14 protein-coding genes, 2 tRNA genes and 1 pseudogene are annotated in these 13,511 nt (G+C 66.7%); 8 read left to right on the top strand and 9 right to left on the bottom strand.

Annotation, left to right across the window (positions count from 1 at the left end; translation table 11 throughout):
• Window positions 1-87: 87 nt before the first annotated feature.
• Genes ABD993_RS29785 through ABD993_RS29775 form a run of 3 tightly spaced genes read right to left on the bottom strand, consistent with a single transcriptional unit; the run spans window position 88 to window position 1,994 of the window.
• On the bottom strand, window positions 88-714 hold the full coding sequence (locus ABD993_RS29785) for a TenA family protein (protein WP_345425886.1): 627 nt from the start codon (window positions 712-714) through the stop codon (window positions 88-90).
• A gap of 4 nt (window positions 715-718) precedes the next feature.
• On the bottom strand, window positions 719-1,327 hold the full coding sequence (gene mobA / locus ABD993_RS29780) for a molybdenum cofactor guanylyltransferase (protein ID WP_345425884.1): 609 nt from the start codon (window positions 1,325-1,327) through the stop codon (window positions 719-721).
• A 10-nt stretch (window positions 1,328-1,337) separates the two neighbouring features.
• Window positions 1,338-1,994 (bottom strand): DUF429 domain-containing protein, encoded by a 657-nt coding sequence (locus tag ABD993_RS29775; RefSeq protein ID WP_345425883.1) that lies wholly within the window; start codon window positions 1,992-1,994, stop codon window positions 1,338-1,340.
• A gap of 17 nt (window positions 1,995-2,011) precedes the next feature.
• Between ABD993_RS29775 and ABD993_RS29770 the strand changes: the two genes are divergently transcribed.
• From ABD993_RS29770 to ABD993_RS29760, 3 genes are read left to right on the top strand one after another with little or no spacing between them, the layout of a single operon-like run.
• A complete protein-coding gene (locus ABD993_RS29770) occupies window positions 2,012-2,470 on the top strand; it encodes a ribose-5-phosphate isomerase (protein WP_345425881.1) in 459 nt (152 codons plus the stop codon).
• Window positions 2,463-3,269: an Fpg/Nei family DNA glycosylase gene (locus ABD993_RS29765; RefSeq protein ID WP_345425880.1), complete on the top strand. Its 807-nt coding sequence runs from the start codon at window positions 2,463-2,465 to the stop codon at window positions 3,267-3,269. Before ABD993_RS29770 ends, ABD993_RS29765 begins: the two co-directional genes overlap by 8 nt.
• A 42-nt stretch (window positions 3,270-3,311) precedes the next feature.
• Entirely contained in the window at window positions 3,312-3,671 is a 360-nt protein-coding gene (locus ABD993_RS29760; RefSeq protein WP_345425878.1) for a zinc finger domain-containing protein, read from the top strand.
• 138 nt (window positions 3,672-3,809) lie between these two features.
• Here ABD993_RS29760 and ABD993_RS29755 read toward each other — a convergent pair whose 3' ends face one another.
• On the bottom strand, window positions 3,810-4,613 hold the full coding sequence (locus ABD993_RS29755; RefSeq protein ID WP_345425876.1) for a hypothetical protein: 804 nt from the start codon (window positions 4,611-4,613) through the stop codon (window positions 3,810-3,812).
• 120 nt (window positions 4,614-4,733) lie between these two features.
• Here ABD993_RS29755 and ABD993_RS29750 point away from each other — a divergent pair, with 120 nt between their 5' ends.
• Together ABD993_RS29750 and ABD993_RS29745 are read left to right on the top strand one after the other, a co-directional pair.
• On the top strand, window positions 4,734-5,474 hold the full coding sequence (locus tag ABD993_RS29750) for an HAD-IIA family hydrolase (RefSeq protein ID WP_345426168.1): 741 nt from the start codon (window positions 4,734-4,736) through the stop codon (window positions 5,472-5,474).
• Window positions 5,475-5,697: 223 nt separating this feature from the next.
• Entirely contained in the window at window positions 5,698-5,850 is a 153-nt protein-coding gene (locus tag ABD993_RS29745) for a hypothetical protein (protein WP_345425875.1), read from the top strand.
• A 4-nt stretch (window positions 5,851-5,854) separates the two neighbouring features.
• Here ABD993_RS29745 and ABD993_RS29740 read toward each other — a convergent pair whose 3' ends face one another.
• The 3 genes from ABD993_RS29740 to ABD993_RS29730 all read right to left on the bottom strand — a co-directional run bounded on the left by ABD993_RS29740 (window position 5,855) and on the right by ABD993_RS29730 (window position 7,060).
• Window positions 5,855-6,085 carry a hypothetical protein gene (locus ABD993_RS29740; RefSeq protein ID WP_345425873.1) on the bottom strand — a complete coding sequence of 77 codons (231 nt, stop codon included), beginning with the start codon at window positions 6,083-6,085 and terminating at the stop codon, window positions 5,855-5,857.
• A gap of 648 nt (window positions 6,086-6,733) precedes the next feature.
• A tRNA-Pro gene (locus tag ABD993_RS29735) sits at window positions 6,734-6,810 on the bottom strand.
• Between the two features lie 25 nt (window positions 6,811-6,835).
• Window positions 6,836-7,060 carry a PLDc N-terminal domain-containing protein gene (locus ABD993_RS29730; protein WP_345425870.1) on the bottom strand — a complete coding sequence of 75 codons (225 nt, stop codon included), beginning with the start codon at window positions 7,058-7,060 and terminating at the stop codon, window positions 6,836-6,838.
• Between the two features lie 121 nt (window positions 7,061-7,181).
• Between ABD993_RS29730 and ABD993_RS29725 the strand changes: the two genes are divergently transcribed.
• Together ABD993_RS29725 and ABD993_RS29720 are read left to right on the top strand one after the other, a co-directional pair.
• Window positions 7,182-7,255, top strand: a tRNA-Gly gene (locus tag ABD993_RS29725).
• A gap of 89 nt (window positions 7,256-7,344) precedes the next feature.
• Complete coding sequence (locus tag ABD993_RS29720; protein ID WP_345425867.1) at window positions 7,345-8,631, top strand: tyrosine-type recombinase/integrase; 1,287 nt, start codon at window positions 7,345-7,347, stop codon at window positions 8,629-8,631.
• Between the two features lie 96 nt (window positions 8,632-8,727).
• On the opposite strand, the gene ABD993_RS29715 is transcribed toward ABD993_RS29720, so the two are convergent.
• Window positions 8,728-12,408, bottom strand: a complete 3,681-nt coding sequence (locus ABD993_RS29715; RefSeq protein WP_345425864.1) for a YobI family P-loop NTPase — start codon at window positions 12,406-12,408, stop codon at window positions 8,728-8,730.
• A 272-nt stretch (window positions 12,409-12,680) separates the two neighbouring features.
• Here ABD993_RS29715 and ABD993_RS29710 point away from each other — a divergent pair, with 272 nt between their 5' ends.
• The gene (locus ABD993_RS29710) at window positions 12,681-13,244 is read left to right on the top strand and encodes an NUDIX hydrolase (RefSeq protein ID WP_345425860.1); all 564 of its coding nucleotides are present in this window, start codon (window positions 12,681-12,683) and stop codon (window positions 13,242-13,244) included.
• On the opposite strand, the pseudogene ABD993_RS29705 reads toward ABD993_RS29710, so the two are convergent.
• Window positions 13,230-13,511, bottom strand: a pseudogene (locus ABD993_RS29705) (hypothetical protein); the annotation flags it as partial. The gene ABD993_RS29710 and the pseudogene ABD993_RS29705 sit on opposite strands and share 15 nt — an antisense overlap.

The following is a 13,511-nucleotide window of genomic DNA, read 5'->3' as shown; positions in this document are numbered from 1 at the left end:
CTAGGGGCCGATTGTTACGTGCAGATAGCCCCCAGACGGTCGCCACACCCGGGAGTACCCCATTCGGACGGCCCGATCGGACATCGCTCAGGTGTACGCCGCCTCGAAGAACGCCAGCTCCAGCTCGACGGCCCGGGCGAACCTCCTGCTCACCCGCACCACGTGCCTGCTGCTCGGCGCCGCCCGGTCCAGCTCGGCCCGGAGGAACCCCACCCACGCCTCGAACGCCGGGCCCCGGTGCAGCTCGATCCACTCCCGCGCGATCGGGTCCGCAGGCAGCTCGCCGTCGCGGGAGGCCCAGTCCAGGTAGAGCCACTCGGCCACCAGCAGCACCGCGAGGATCTCGGTGTAGCTCGCGTCCGCGCGTGCGGCGTCCATCAGGTCGACGAACCCGCGGGTCGGCTCCGCGAGCTCCGGGGCCTCGGCGGACACCCCGAGGGCGGCGAAGGAGGTGAGGAAGAACTCGTGCTCGTCACCTGCGACCAGCCCGACCTGGCGGGCGTGCACCACGCGGGCGGCCGGGTCGTCGCAGGTGGCGACGGCCGCGCCCATCAGCGCGAGGAAGGCGTCGCAGAACTGGAAGTCCTGCACGAGGTAGCGCGCCAGGACGGCCCGGTCGACGGTCCCGGCCCACAGCTCGGAGACGAAGCGGTGACCGACCGCCGCCTCCCAGGTCTCGAGGGTGGACTCGCGGAGCTCAGCGGAGAACGACACGGCGTCAATTCTGGTCGAGGGCCGCGGCGTACTCGTCGGGGGTGTTGACGTTGCGCAGCGACTCGAGCTCCGGGTCGGCGGCGGCGAGCGCCGGATCGGCCCGCAGCTCGGCCGCCTCCACCCGCCGGGTGTCGACGACCGCGAACAGGTCCGGTGGGCGGTTGCGGCCCGCGTCGATCAGGGCCGCGACCTGCCCCGCGAGTCCCACCCGGTAGGCGGCCGCGAGGGGCTGGTGGTGGCCGTGGACCACGGGGAGCAGGACGTCGTGCCCGCCGAGCAGGGCCAGCACCCGCCGGACGTAGGCCGGGTGCAGGAACGGGAGGTCGACCGACGCGACGAACGCGGCGTCCGCCCGGTCGCCGACGGCCGCGAGCCCGGTCGCGATCCCCTGCAACGGCCCCCGCCCCTCGACGGGATCGGCCACGACCTCGGCCCCCACCTCGGGAAGCTCCTGGCCGGGCGCCCCGACGACGATCACCGGCCCGTCCACGACGGTGCGCACGACCCCGACCACGTACGCCAGCAGCGGAGCCCCACGCCAGTCCAACCAGGCCTTCGACCGCCCCATCCGCGACGAGCGTCCTCCGGCCACCACGATCCCCGCCGTCCGCACCGCGCCGACCCTAGACCGCCACGCGCATGACCCGGCCCGCGTCGCCGATCTCGCCGCCCAGGACGTCCGCCTCGCCTGCCGCGAACCGGGCGGCGGACCACGTGCAGGCGAGTGCGTCGAGGCAGTCGTCGAGGCGGGCGCCCGCGGGCAGGTCGGCGAAGGCCTCCTCCGCCGGGACCCAGCGGGACAGGGCGGCGATCCGCTGACCGGCGCCCCGGGCTGTCTTCTTGCCCGCGTAGTCGACGGGCGCCAGGCCGCGGAAGGCCAGCTCCGGCGACACCTCGACCACGCCCGGCGGCAGCGGGTCCACCGACAGCCAGTCCAGGATCTGGCGCCGGATGTTGTAGGTCTGGATGCTGATCCCGCGCCCGGTCAGCTCCTGCGACAGCGCCACCGCCTCGGCGTGCGTCGGCGCCTCCAGCACCGCTCGCGCCGGTGCCGGGAAGATCGAGGACCGGGCCCGGCCCAGCCGGGCCGCGGCGAGCCCGTCGCACGGGCGCCACCCGGTGACCGGCACGGCGAGGGGGATGTCCACGCCCACCGCCGCACAGTCCGCGGTGAGCGCCACGACCTCGGCGGCGGACCCGACGACGGACCACCGCACGGGATCGAGCAGCACCACCACCCAGCCCCCGGGCACCCCGTCCACCCCGGCGATCGCGCGCATACGGCAGGATCGCACCCGTGCGCGTCTACCTCGGCAGTGACCACGCCGGTTTCGAGCTCAAGGCCCGCCTCCTGGAGCACCTCGGGGGGCGGGGGATCGACGTCGTGGACGTCGGCGCCCTGACCTACGACCCGGACGACGACTACCCCGCCTTCTGCATCGAGACCGCGCAGCGCACGGTCGAGGACCCGGCGAGCCTGGGCATCGTGATCGGCGGCTCCGGCAACGGCGAGCAGATCGCCGCGAACAAGGTCAAGGGTTGCCGCGCGGCGCTGGCGTGGAGCACCGAGACCGCCAAGCTCTCCCGCGAGCACAACAACGCGCAGGTCATCGGCATCGGCGCCCGCCAGCACACGTTCGAGGAGGCCGCGGCGATCGTCGAGGCGTTCCTCACCACCCCCTTCTCCGAGGGCGAGCGCCACCAGCGGCGCATCGACCAGCTCGCGCGCTACGAGGAGACGGGCGAGATTGCCTGAGGGCCACACCCTCCACCGGCTCGCGCGCAGGCACCGGACGCTCTTCGCGCACAGGCCGGTCGGGGTCTCCAGCCCGCAGGGCCGGTTCGCCGAGTCCGCCGCGCTGCTCGACGGGCTCGTGCTCCGCAAGGCGGAGGCGCACGGCAAGCACCTGTTCCACATGTTCGACCGGGACCTCGTGGTGCACGTCCATCTCGGGCTCTACGGCACGTTCGACGAGGGTGAGCTCCCCGTGTCCGAGCCGCGCGGCCGGCTGCGCCTGCGCCTGGTCGGCGAGACCCACTTCGCCGACCTGCGCGGACCCACCGCGTGCGAGCTCCTCACCCGCGCCGAGGTGAAGGCCATCCGGGAGCGGCTCGGCCCGGACCCGCTGCGCCGGGACTTCGATCCCGAGCGCGTGTGGGCGCGGATCTCGCGGAGCTCGTCCCCGCTCGCGACGCTGCTCATGGACCAGAAGGTCGTCTCCGGCGTCGGGAACGTCTACCGCGCGGAACTGCTGTACCGGCACGGGCTGGACCCGCAGACCAGCGGGAGGTCGCTGGACCGTGGCACCTGGGACGCGATGGCCGCCGATCTCGTCACCCTGATGAGGGACGGCGTGCGGAAGGGTCGGATCGACACCGTCCGGCCCGAGGACGACCCGCGGCGCAAGGGGTTCGCCGCCCGCAGGGACCGCCACGGTGGCGAGGTCTACGTCTACCGGCGCGCCGGGATGCCCTGTCACGTGTGCGGTACCGAGGTCCGCACCACCGTCCACGCCGCCCGCAACCTCTTCTGGTGCCCCACCTGCCAGAAGTAGGTCGACGCGCGGGATCGGGCGCGGCGGGGCACCCTCGACGTCATGCCCGAAGGCCACACCGTGCACCGGCCGGTCGAGCCGCCCGCCGGGCTCGGTAACCTCTTCCGCGCGGAGACCCTGTTCCGGTGCCGCATCCCACCCCTGCTGCCGGGCCGGGAGCTGGGCCGCGAGCGGTTCGACGCCTTGTGGGCCGACCTGACCGACATGCTGCGCGCGGGGGAGCGGGAGGGCCGGATCGAGACCGTGCGGGGGCCCGCCGGGGACCAGCCCGACAGCAGCTGCGCCGGCTCCGTGTACACCTACCGCCGCACCGGCCGTCCCTGCCTGGTCTGCGGCACGCCGATCGCCGGGGCGACCCACGCCACCCGCAACCTCTTCTGGTGTCCGCGGTGCCGGGGATGAGCAGTCCCGGAAAGCACTGACCGGCCCGGGACGTGGTCTCCGGGCCGGCCTGTGTCGCGGGGCCGGGCGTTGCCGGCCGAGGTCTGTGTGGTCCCAGTGTGTCAGTACCCCATGATCGGGATCGCAAACCTCAGGTGATCAGAAGTCGAACCCTCCGCCGAAGTCGCCGCCGCCACCGAAGTCGCCGCCGCCACCGAAGTCGCCGCCGCCACCGAAGTCCCCACCGCCGACGTCGCCCCCGGCGTCCCCACCGGGGTCGCCGCCCGCGTCCCCGCCGGCGTCACCCCCGGCGTCCGCCTGGGCGTCCGCGAGGCCCTGCTCGTAGCCACCCGCGTACGCGCTGCCCGCCATGCCGGAGAACATCGCGCTGAACAGCAGCGCCGAGCCCACGCCCCAGGCACCGGCGACGAGCGCGGGCTTCCACCACGGCTCGCTGTACCAGCCGGCCGGAACGGGGCGACCGGCGACGTTGCCGCCCGGGTAGTAGTGCGAGTTGCGGTCCGACGGGTTCGGCGAGGCGCTGTAGTGCCGGCCCTCGACGTCGACGTCCCGCTCCTCGGTGACCGCACCCGCCCGCTGCTGGCCGGGCAGTGGCGGCAGCTCGGGGCCGGGGTCCATGTCCATCGCGAGCCGCGCGGCGCGCACGTAGTAGAGGCCCTCGTACGCGGTCTCGGTGACGCCGCGGGCCTGTGCCGGGGTCTTGGCCTGCTCCATCTGCGAGCCCGCGGCGGTGTAGCGCTCGGAGGCGTCCGCCATGGCCTGCTTGGCGGCCTCGTTCGTGCCGATGAGGTTGAGGACCTGGCCGCCGAGCCGCTCGACCCAGCGCCGGGCGTCCGACTTGGCGTCCTCGAGCTCGCGTGCCTGGCCCGCGCCGCGGTTGCGGACCAGCCAGACGACGCCCGCCACCACGGCGAGCAGCAGGACGATGGTCACGAGATCCACGGGTCTTCTCCTCAGCGGGTCGGTTCACCTGTGACAACGGACGAAACGCCCCGGGCGTTCCCCGGGTCTACCGTGTGTCGGGTGTCCGAGAGCAAGCCCGTCGAGGCGTGGATGACCGACATGGACGGCGTGCTCGTCCACGAGGGGAACATCATCCCCGGAGCCGACCTGTTCGTGAAGCGTCTGCGTGAGACTCGGACGCCGTTCCTGGTGCTGACCAACAACTCCATCTACACCCCGCGAGACCTGCAGTTCCGGCTGCGGAACACGGGGATCGACATCCCGGTCGAGTCCATCTGGACCTCCGCGCTGGCCACCGCCACCTTCCTGGACCAGCAGCGTCCGGGCGGCTCGGCCTACGTCGTCGGCGAGGCCGGCCTGACGACGGCGCTGCACGAGATCGGGTACGTCCTCACCGAGAGCGCCCCGGACTACGTGGTGCTCGGCGAGACCCGCACCTACAGCTTCGAGGCCGTGACGACGGCGATCCGGCTGGTGGAGAAGGGCGCGCGGTTCGTCGCGACCAACCCGGACGCGACCGGCCCGTCGAACGAGGGGTCGCTGCCCGCCACGGGATCGGTGGCCGCGCTGATCACCCGGGCCACCGGCGTCGAGCCCTACTTCGTGGGCAAGCCGAACCCGCTGATGATGCGGGCCGCGCTGAACCGGCTCGGCGCGCACTCCGAGACCACGGTGATGATCGGCGACCGGATGGACACCGACGTGGTGGCGGGCCTGGAGGCGGGCATGCGGACCGTGCTGGTGCTCAGCGGGATCATGCGGGCCGAGGGCGTGGACCGCTATCCGTACCGGCCCAGCCGGGTCGTATCCTCCATCGCCGAGCTGGTGGACGACGTGTGAGGTGGTCCACGCCGGCGGGCACGCCGGCGTGGACCGGCGGCCGGTGAGGGAGGGGTGTCTCCCGGCCGCAGGGTCGGCGCCACCCAGCGGATCCGAAGGATCCGCTGGGTGGGCGCCTGGGGGAGGACTCGGTGCGGTTCTACGCTCCGTTACCGCGCGTTCGGAGCCATTTCGGCGCGAACCGGACTTGCGAATCACACCGATGTTATTACCCTCGGAGGGCATGGGTGACAGCGCGTGGTGGAGCTGCCCGGAATGTGGCTCCTATGCCGAATTGTCGGCCGAGGAGACGGTCGGGTTCACCGTCGAGTGTCCGGACTGCCGGGGTTCGATGGTCTCCCAGTGGGTCTGGGAGGAGACCTCGACCGCGGCCTGAACGGCTATCTCGGGGTCCCGCCGCCGCGCCCGCCCCCGCCGGGCGCGGAGCCCGCGGTCGGCGCGGTCCGCGTGTTCACCCGGACCGGTAGTGACACCGCGTAGCCGGCGCCCACGCTTCCGGTGACGGTCGCGAGCCGGCTCGCCCCGCCGTCGTCGCCGAAGACGGTGTCGCCCTCCAGGGTCAGCGTCGCCAGGTTGCCCACCGACTCCTCGTAGCCGGTCTCGGCGAACACCGTGTCGCAGACGTGCTTCGGCAGCGCGACATGGGAGGTCGCGAGGGCGGTCGGGGAGTCGGTGATGCTCGGCTGGTCGGGGTGGACCTCGAGTGCGGCCGGCGACCGGAGTAGCAGGCCGGGAAGACGCTGGTGCAGGTCACCTTTCCGTTCGCGTCCGCGATCTGGATGCCGCGCAGGTAGTTCTCGTCCTCCACACCTCGAGCACCCGGCGCCTGCCGGGCGTCCCGATGTCGAACGCGAGGCCCTGGTCGACCAGCTCCTCGTCGGGGCGGGGCAGCGGGCGGCCTCGATAGCTGTGGTGTCGAGGAGGGGGCCAGGGCGGCCGACCGGGGTGCGCGCTGTGCCGAACCTGCGCGTCGGGTATGACCGGTCGGTCGCGCTCGCACAGCTCTGCGAGCCGCTCCGGTCCGGGACCGGACGTCTGGCCGCCCACCGCGGCGGCGGTCGCGGGGGCCGGCTGTTCGTCGACCGCGACGGTGGCGCTCCACCCGACGAGGACGGTCGACGTCGTCGCCGCGGCGACCGTGAGCAGCGCCAGGGAGTCGATGCTGCCCGAACCGGGGAGGCGTCACACCGATCCAGACCACCTGACCGCAAGTCCGGGCGCCGCCCTCGGGACGCCGCCGGACCACCTGGCGGAACACGTGGTCGGGGTGGCGGGATTTGAACCCACGGCCCCTCGCTCCCAAAGCGAGTGCGCTACCAAACTGCGCCACACCCCGTCGAGGCGAGTGTAAAGGGCGCCGCTCACGCGCGGCGGCGTCGCCCTCGGATCAGGTAGAGGACGGGCCCGACGAAGTTGACCAGCGAGACCAGCACCCACCGCCGCTTCGTCCCGTTGATCTCCGCCGGATCGCGCCGGGCGATGTCCGCCAGGGCGACGCCCAACAGCCCGAACTGCACACAGCCCGCGGCGACGAGCATCGCGCGCTGCGCGGTGGACAGGCTGGACCACGTGACTGTTCGCTTCACCCCCCGAACGCTGCCGGCCGCCACGCCGACGGACCAGGGCCGAAGAGCCTGGCGGGGGAGGTGCGAGAGGCACGCCCGAGATCGGGTAGCCTGACCTCCGCGCCGGAGAGATCCGGCGCACGCGGGCGTAGCTCAATGGTAGAGCCCTAGTCTTCCAAACTAGCTACGCGGGTTCGATTCCCGTCGCCCGCTCCACCTTCCACCAGCGGAAACGCTGCGTTCATGATCGAAACTAGCGACAGCATGGAACGAGAAATGGAACGAACGAGGTTTACTTCCGTTCCATGGCAGGCAAGCCGGGCACCCGGACGAAGCGCGCGACGGGCAGCATCGAGAAGCTCCCGAGCGGCGCCCTGCGCGTCCGCGTGTACGCGGGGCTGGACCCGCTGACGAAGCGCCGGCACGAGCTGATCGAGATCGTGCCTCCGGGTCCGCAGGCCCAGAAGCAAGCCGAAGCGGTCCGAGTCGCCTTCGTCCACCAGATCAACGAGCGCCGGAACCCGAAGACCAACGCGACGCTCGACCAGCTGCTGGAGCGCTACCTCTCGCAGTTCCAGGGCTCTCCGAACACGCTGCAGCTCTACCAGACTCACGTGAAGAACCACATCAAGCCGCTGCTCGGTCCGGTCAAGATCGGCCGCCTCGACGCCGAGGTCCTGGACTCCTTCTACGCCGAGCTTCGCCGCTGCCGGGCGCACTGCTCCCGCAAGCGCGGCCTGATCGACCATCGCACTGCTCGGGAGCACGAGTGCGACGAGCGCTGCCGCCCGCACCGCTGCAAGCCGCTGTCGGCGACGACGATCCGCCACATCCACTTCATCCTGTCCGGCGCCTTCAAGAAGGCGATCCGCTGGGGCTGGATCAAGGAGAGCCCGACGGCGTACGCGGAGCCTCCGCCGGCCCCGAAGCCGAACCCCAAGCCGCCCAACGCCGCCCAGGCGGCCCAGATCGTCACCGAGTCATGGAAGGACCCGGACTGGGGCGCAATGATCTGGACGGCCATGACGACCGGCGTCCGCCGTGGCGAGCTCTGTGCGGTGAAGGTGGAGTCGGTGGACTTCACCCCGGGTCGGGAGACCCTGTGGCTTGAGCGAGCCATCCGTCGCGAGCCCGGCTGGGGCTGGGGCGAGGGCGACCTGAAGACCCACCAGCAACGCCGCATCGCCCTCGACGACGAGACCGTGGCGGTCCTGAAGGAGCAGCTGGCCCGCCTGGAGACCCGCTGCGAGCAGCTGGGCACGAAGCTCCGCCCGACCGCGTACCTCTTCTCCGGCGCCCCCGACGGCTCCACCTTCATGACCCCGGACAGCGTGACCCAGCGCTACGACCGCATGGTCACCCGCCTCGGCATCGACACCACCCTCCACAAGCTCCGCCATTACTCCGCTACGGAGCTGATCGCGGCGGGCGTCGACCCGCGAACAGTCGCTGGCCGCCTCGGCCACGGTGGTGGCGGCACGACAACGCTGAAGACCTACACGGCGTGGGTCGCCGAGGCGGACCAGCGGGCTGCTCAACTCGTGGGTGCCCAATTGCCCCGACGTCCGCGAGTGGCCCGAGATCTAGCCTGAACAACGGAGCGATCACACCTGACTAGCCGAGGGCGCCCCAATCCATCGATGTCGGAGTGGTTGCATGCGTGTGCGGCCAGTTCCATAGCGGGGGCTTCAGGGCCTGCGCATCTGGACGCGCAGAGAGCCGCCCGACTCCTGGAAGCTGCTGGCAAACTCCAATTCTTTCAGGCGTTTCGCGAGAAGCCTATTCGCAGGCGTACTGGCTAGCTTAGGCCGCTTCCCGTTCTTCTCGCTCAGTCTGGAATACTCGCCACCGAGTGCGGCTAAAATCGGGCTAAGATCGGACATCGTCATGGCGTTAAGGTGAGGTTCAAGTAAGGACATCGCATCATCGGTTGCGATTCCAGCGTTCACGAGGCGTGCCACCTCTGTTAGTGGCAGGTGGAGTCGTACGCGCGCTGCGTACGAAGAAGCAGTCTCTAGTACAGGTAAGGGTGCGGTGACGCTGAATTCGCTCAGCCTTTGAGCCACGGCATTTTTAATCTCGTCGGGAATAATAGCGCTCTTGAACAGAGTGCCAATGAAGGCGGGTGGCAGTTCTGTGGTTGTCATGAAGTCTAAGAAGCGAGTTGAACGCGAAATTGCGAACTCTCGTCCATCCTCGTCGTCAGGCGCCAGTCTTGAGAACGTCTCGGCGCTATCTATCACGATATCGGCGGCGACAAGCAGGCCGACCAGGTGGCCAGCTTCGAGAGGAATGGACGCGAGGTCGATGTGATTCGCAAGATCAAGAGAGTCGACTAGCTCGACACGGACCGCAGGGTCTCTAAGGTGCTGGGACGCATTTATGATAGATGTCGCTACGATCTGTTTACTGGCCTCGTCCTCGCTGTCGCTGGCTTCGATCCTGCGCGCCTCTTGGAGGTACCCAGCTAAGGGTTCATCTATGCTGAGCTCAGAGATGTAGTTGTGCACGTTCGCCAGGTCGAGGCTAAACCGGCGGTTTCGAGCTAGTACTGGCCAGATGTCTGTTTCTACCTCAGGAAGGGACTCGATCAGGCAGTCCATGCTGGCTCGCTCGACGACGGCACCTACTTGCTTAGGATCAACCGCCCAAACATCACAGATGATTAGAATGAACTCGGTGCTGTTGCTGATCGAAGCTTCGTCCGCTTCAAGAGCGGCAATGAATGCAGGTACGTCTTGGATCGTGCGTCGATAGACGGCCTCACTCACTGATCGAATGAAGTCCAATGTCGGAGACGAATCGGTGCCGGCAAGCGCGACGGCTAAATTCGCTCTCGAAACCGCGTATGTGCCTACGTCTACGACCAGCGTGAGCGCTCTCGGTGATAGAACGTCTAGGTTGGAAAGCTGCACACCTAGGTCGCGGAGGAGAACTCCGAGCGCAGGTAGGGGATCGATCTTGTCTGACGTGAAGACGTCCAGCTTTCCGTAATTGTCCTGGACGAACTGACGTACTGCATCGTCAACCGAGTATGTAATATCTGGTGATAGAACCTGCAATGCCGAATTAACTACTTCGTACCGAATCGAGTCCTCGACACTGGCTTCCGAGATCAAAAAGTTAACTGCATTTGACCAGGTCTTCGCGAGGTTAATCGCTAGTTCGCTTCGTCTGGTGCCGCTATCCATGTATCCTAACAGGAAGTCCCGTTCCTCGGCGCCATATGACGTCAACTCGGCAACGACGGTGTGCGCGTCCTCCGGTCTATTCGCTAGCAAATAGTCCAGAAGGCTTATGTTTCGCGCGGACGGTTCTCGTAGCCAGGCTTTGCTGCGTTCGCGAATAATCGACTCGATATCGGCGGGCTCAAGGAGATAGTAGAAGTCTACTATGTTGGGATCGACATTCTTAATTAGGTAGTTTGTAGCGTTAGCACTCACTCGATTCTCGTAGAACGTCGAGGTGTATAGGGTAAAGTTGCGGTCGATGTACCCTGCCGCCACGAGCTCACTTGCCAACTCTGACGTGAGCGTCCGTTTGGCAATTTCCTGAAAAGAAAGACATTCGCCATGTCGGTTCAGACTGAATTCACCGCGGGCCAAAAGGTCTTTCATGTCTGCCTTAGTCAGGAACCTGACTTCCGCCTGAGCGGCTTCGATTCCAGCATTCGCTCGTTCGCGTCGGTCATCGACCCAGTCGCTACTTTCAATACTTTCACCGATTGCTCTGCTTAGCCAGTCCCTGGTGAAGTAGAATGAAATCGGGTACTGGTTCGGCATTGATCGTATCGATACCTCAACGTGGTTGTTCTGAGCGCTGAAGGTCTCCCAGAAACTTGGCGAACGCAGAGTCTGATCACTTATCTGCGAGCCGTTGTACGTCCTTGAGATGATCTGACCACGAGTCGTCTCGCGGGTCTGTTCGATCTGCTCAAGCAGTGCGGCGCCAAGTCTTTCGCTGAACTCAAGCGCAGGTTGAGTCTCCCTGATCTCGTCACGAAGGCGGCGGATCTCGGCATTTGCAGACGTGATCCCTTCCTGCACGATTTGGCGACTTTCGCGGTACAGTGCATCTAGTTTGCTATTGCGAAACCGAATCTGCTCAAAATCGCGCAGGTGGATGTTCTTGTATAAGATCATGGCCAGAAGGCCATCCTGATTGAGTTCTAGTCCACCGCTGTCGATAACGTGCTGCTTGAAGACGGCGAACTCGTTCCGAATGTTCTTGATCAATCGCATGTCTGCAACGTGGCGGGACGCCAGGTCAATTAGAGCGACAGATATATCGTGGTCCAGATCCTCAAACGTTGAGACAAATAGATCGCGAGCGCTTCGGTGTGTAATAAACGGGACTACGGGTATGACAAGGTCGAAAAACTTGGTCCTGTTAGCACGCGCAATCTCTGCGGCAGCTGTGTCGGTTGTGTCAAGGCTAGAGCTAGCACTAGGGTCGCCACCCTGCTGCGCGGCTCGTAGGCCCAAGTCTTCGAATATGCTGTCCTTGATGGCATAGATGAAGCGGACGTCTCGGCCGCGCAGCTGCTTCGCCCCGTTCAGGATTGTATTGAGAGCGCGAAGTGTCTCGAAGATGTGCGCGTTGTCGAAGCGATCGATGTCTTCGAATATGACGATGTCGACGCCAACTTCCTCGAAGAAGTAGACGATCTCGTCCAGGTATTCATCGAAGTACGTCGTCCCTGCCGAGGATAGGGAGATGGTGGCGGCGCCTGCGGAGACTTTTTCGATCCGCAGACGATTGTGGAATACTTTCCGAATCCCGAATATCAGAGCGACGCCAAGACTGAATACGATAAGGTGCGCCCAAGCTCCAAGCCTGAAACCGAGAGGCGCCAACGCTGCGATCTTGTCGGTCCAGCTTGTAAGAAAGAAGGTGGCTGTGAGAGGAATCCCTGCGAGAATGGCGAAAGCTAGTTCCCGCCAAGCTCGAAATCCGACGATTCTTCGATAGCGTGACCCGGGCATCCTAACCGGATCTTGGCTATAGAGCAGCTGCTTGACAATCTCCTTCTGGATAGCATTTGTGGTAGTCGCCTTATTCGTTGTACTGAAGTCAGATTCCGCTGGCTTCTCTGTAATCTGCTCATTGATAGAACCGAGTGTTGACAAGCTAATGGAAACAACTCGCTTCTTGTGGCGACGGGCAATTTCTTGCAAGACGCTGCTCTTGCCGACGCCGTAGCTGCCCGTCAGAGCGATGTTCTTTACTGAGTCCGCTTCGCTTGAGAGCGCTCTCTCCAGGGCGTCAAGGTACGTGCCGTGCTTCGTACGATCGTATGTCGGAGTCAGGGGCAGGAGGCTCAGGGATGTAGCCCCCTGCCCTCCGGCGCCTCGGTTTCGAAAGCTCATGTAGATTGACTCCGTAAGTCTAATATGCCTTTGCCTTGTGCCGGATTATCGCATCCCTGTTGGGAGCTCAACGAAGGGGGCGGATGCGGCTAATCACTCGATGGGGCGGATCGTTAGAAGGTGATACCTGGTGCGGTTAGACGCCTGCAGATCACAGGAGGATGGGCTCCACAACGAGCCAGCTGGCAGCTGCTCGCAGAGCTTGAGGTGAGCGAGCTCTGCGAGCACGCCGCCTTCGTGCTCCGAGGCCGTGACCAAGATAGCCTTCCAGGATGAACTCCCGGAGCGACGCTCGATGGGTGGCGAGGGGAGAGCGCGCGCTCTACGAATCGTCCTGGGTGACGGTGGGGCTAGCTGACGTCGAGCTCCCTTCGGGAGATCGCTTCGAGCACCACATAGTGACGTTGCCACCCGCGGCTATGACTGTTGGTCTCGATGGTGCACGTGGGCGGGTCCTCATGTCCTGGCGCCACCGCTTCGTGCCCGACGTCTGGAACTGGGAGCTCCCCGGCGGCCTACTCGACGAGGACGAGGAGCCGATTGACACCGCGGCACGGGAGGTCCTGGAAGAGACTGGGTACCGGGTGCGGAGCATCGAGCACCTGGTGACCTTCGAGCCCATGATCGGCATGGTGCGCAACGCTCACCACGTCTTTCTCGCTCGCGGGGCCGAGCTTGTCGCGGATCCCACGGAGCTGAACGAGGGCAAGTTCCAGTGGCTGCCGCTCAGTGATGTCCCGGATCTGATCCGGTCCGGGAAGATCGTGAACTCGGGCTCCCTGGTCGGGCTGCTCCACCTGCTGGCGCTGGGCGGGGCGAAGTCAGGCGACGAGTAGGTCCTTGATCCTGCGGCGCTGACGCTGCGAGCCTGTACGGCCTGCGAGCTCGTTGGCGCGGCGGGCGTGGAGGCGGGCTTCGGTGAGGTCGCCGCGGGCGCGGAAGGCGATGGCGAGGTCGACGCGGAGGCTGACCTCGGCTCGGCCGTACTGGCCTTCGCCCATGGCGAGCAGGGCTGAGGTGAGGTCGTCGATCGCGCTGGTCTCGCCTAGAGCGTGTCTCCCAAACATCGGCGGCGTGTAGCTCCATGATCGGTGCATGGTCAG

The sequence above is a fragment of the Pseudonocardia xishanensis genome (assembly GCF_039541715.1).
In the GTDB taxonomy this organism is placed as follows: domain Bacteria; phylum Actinomycetota; class Actinomycetes; order Mycobacteriales; family Pseudonocardiaceae; genus Pseudonocardia; species Pseudonocardia xishanensis.
The sequence above is the reverse complement of the archived record's forward strand: the minus strand, read 5'-3'. Positions and strand labels throughout refer to the sequence as shown.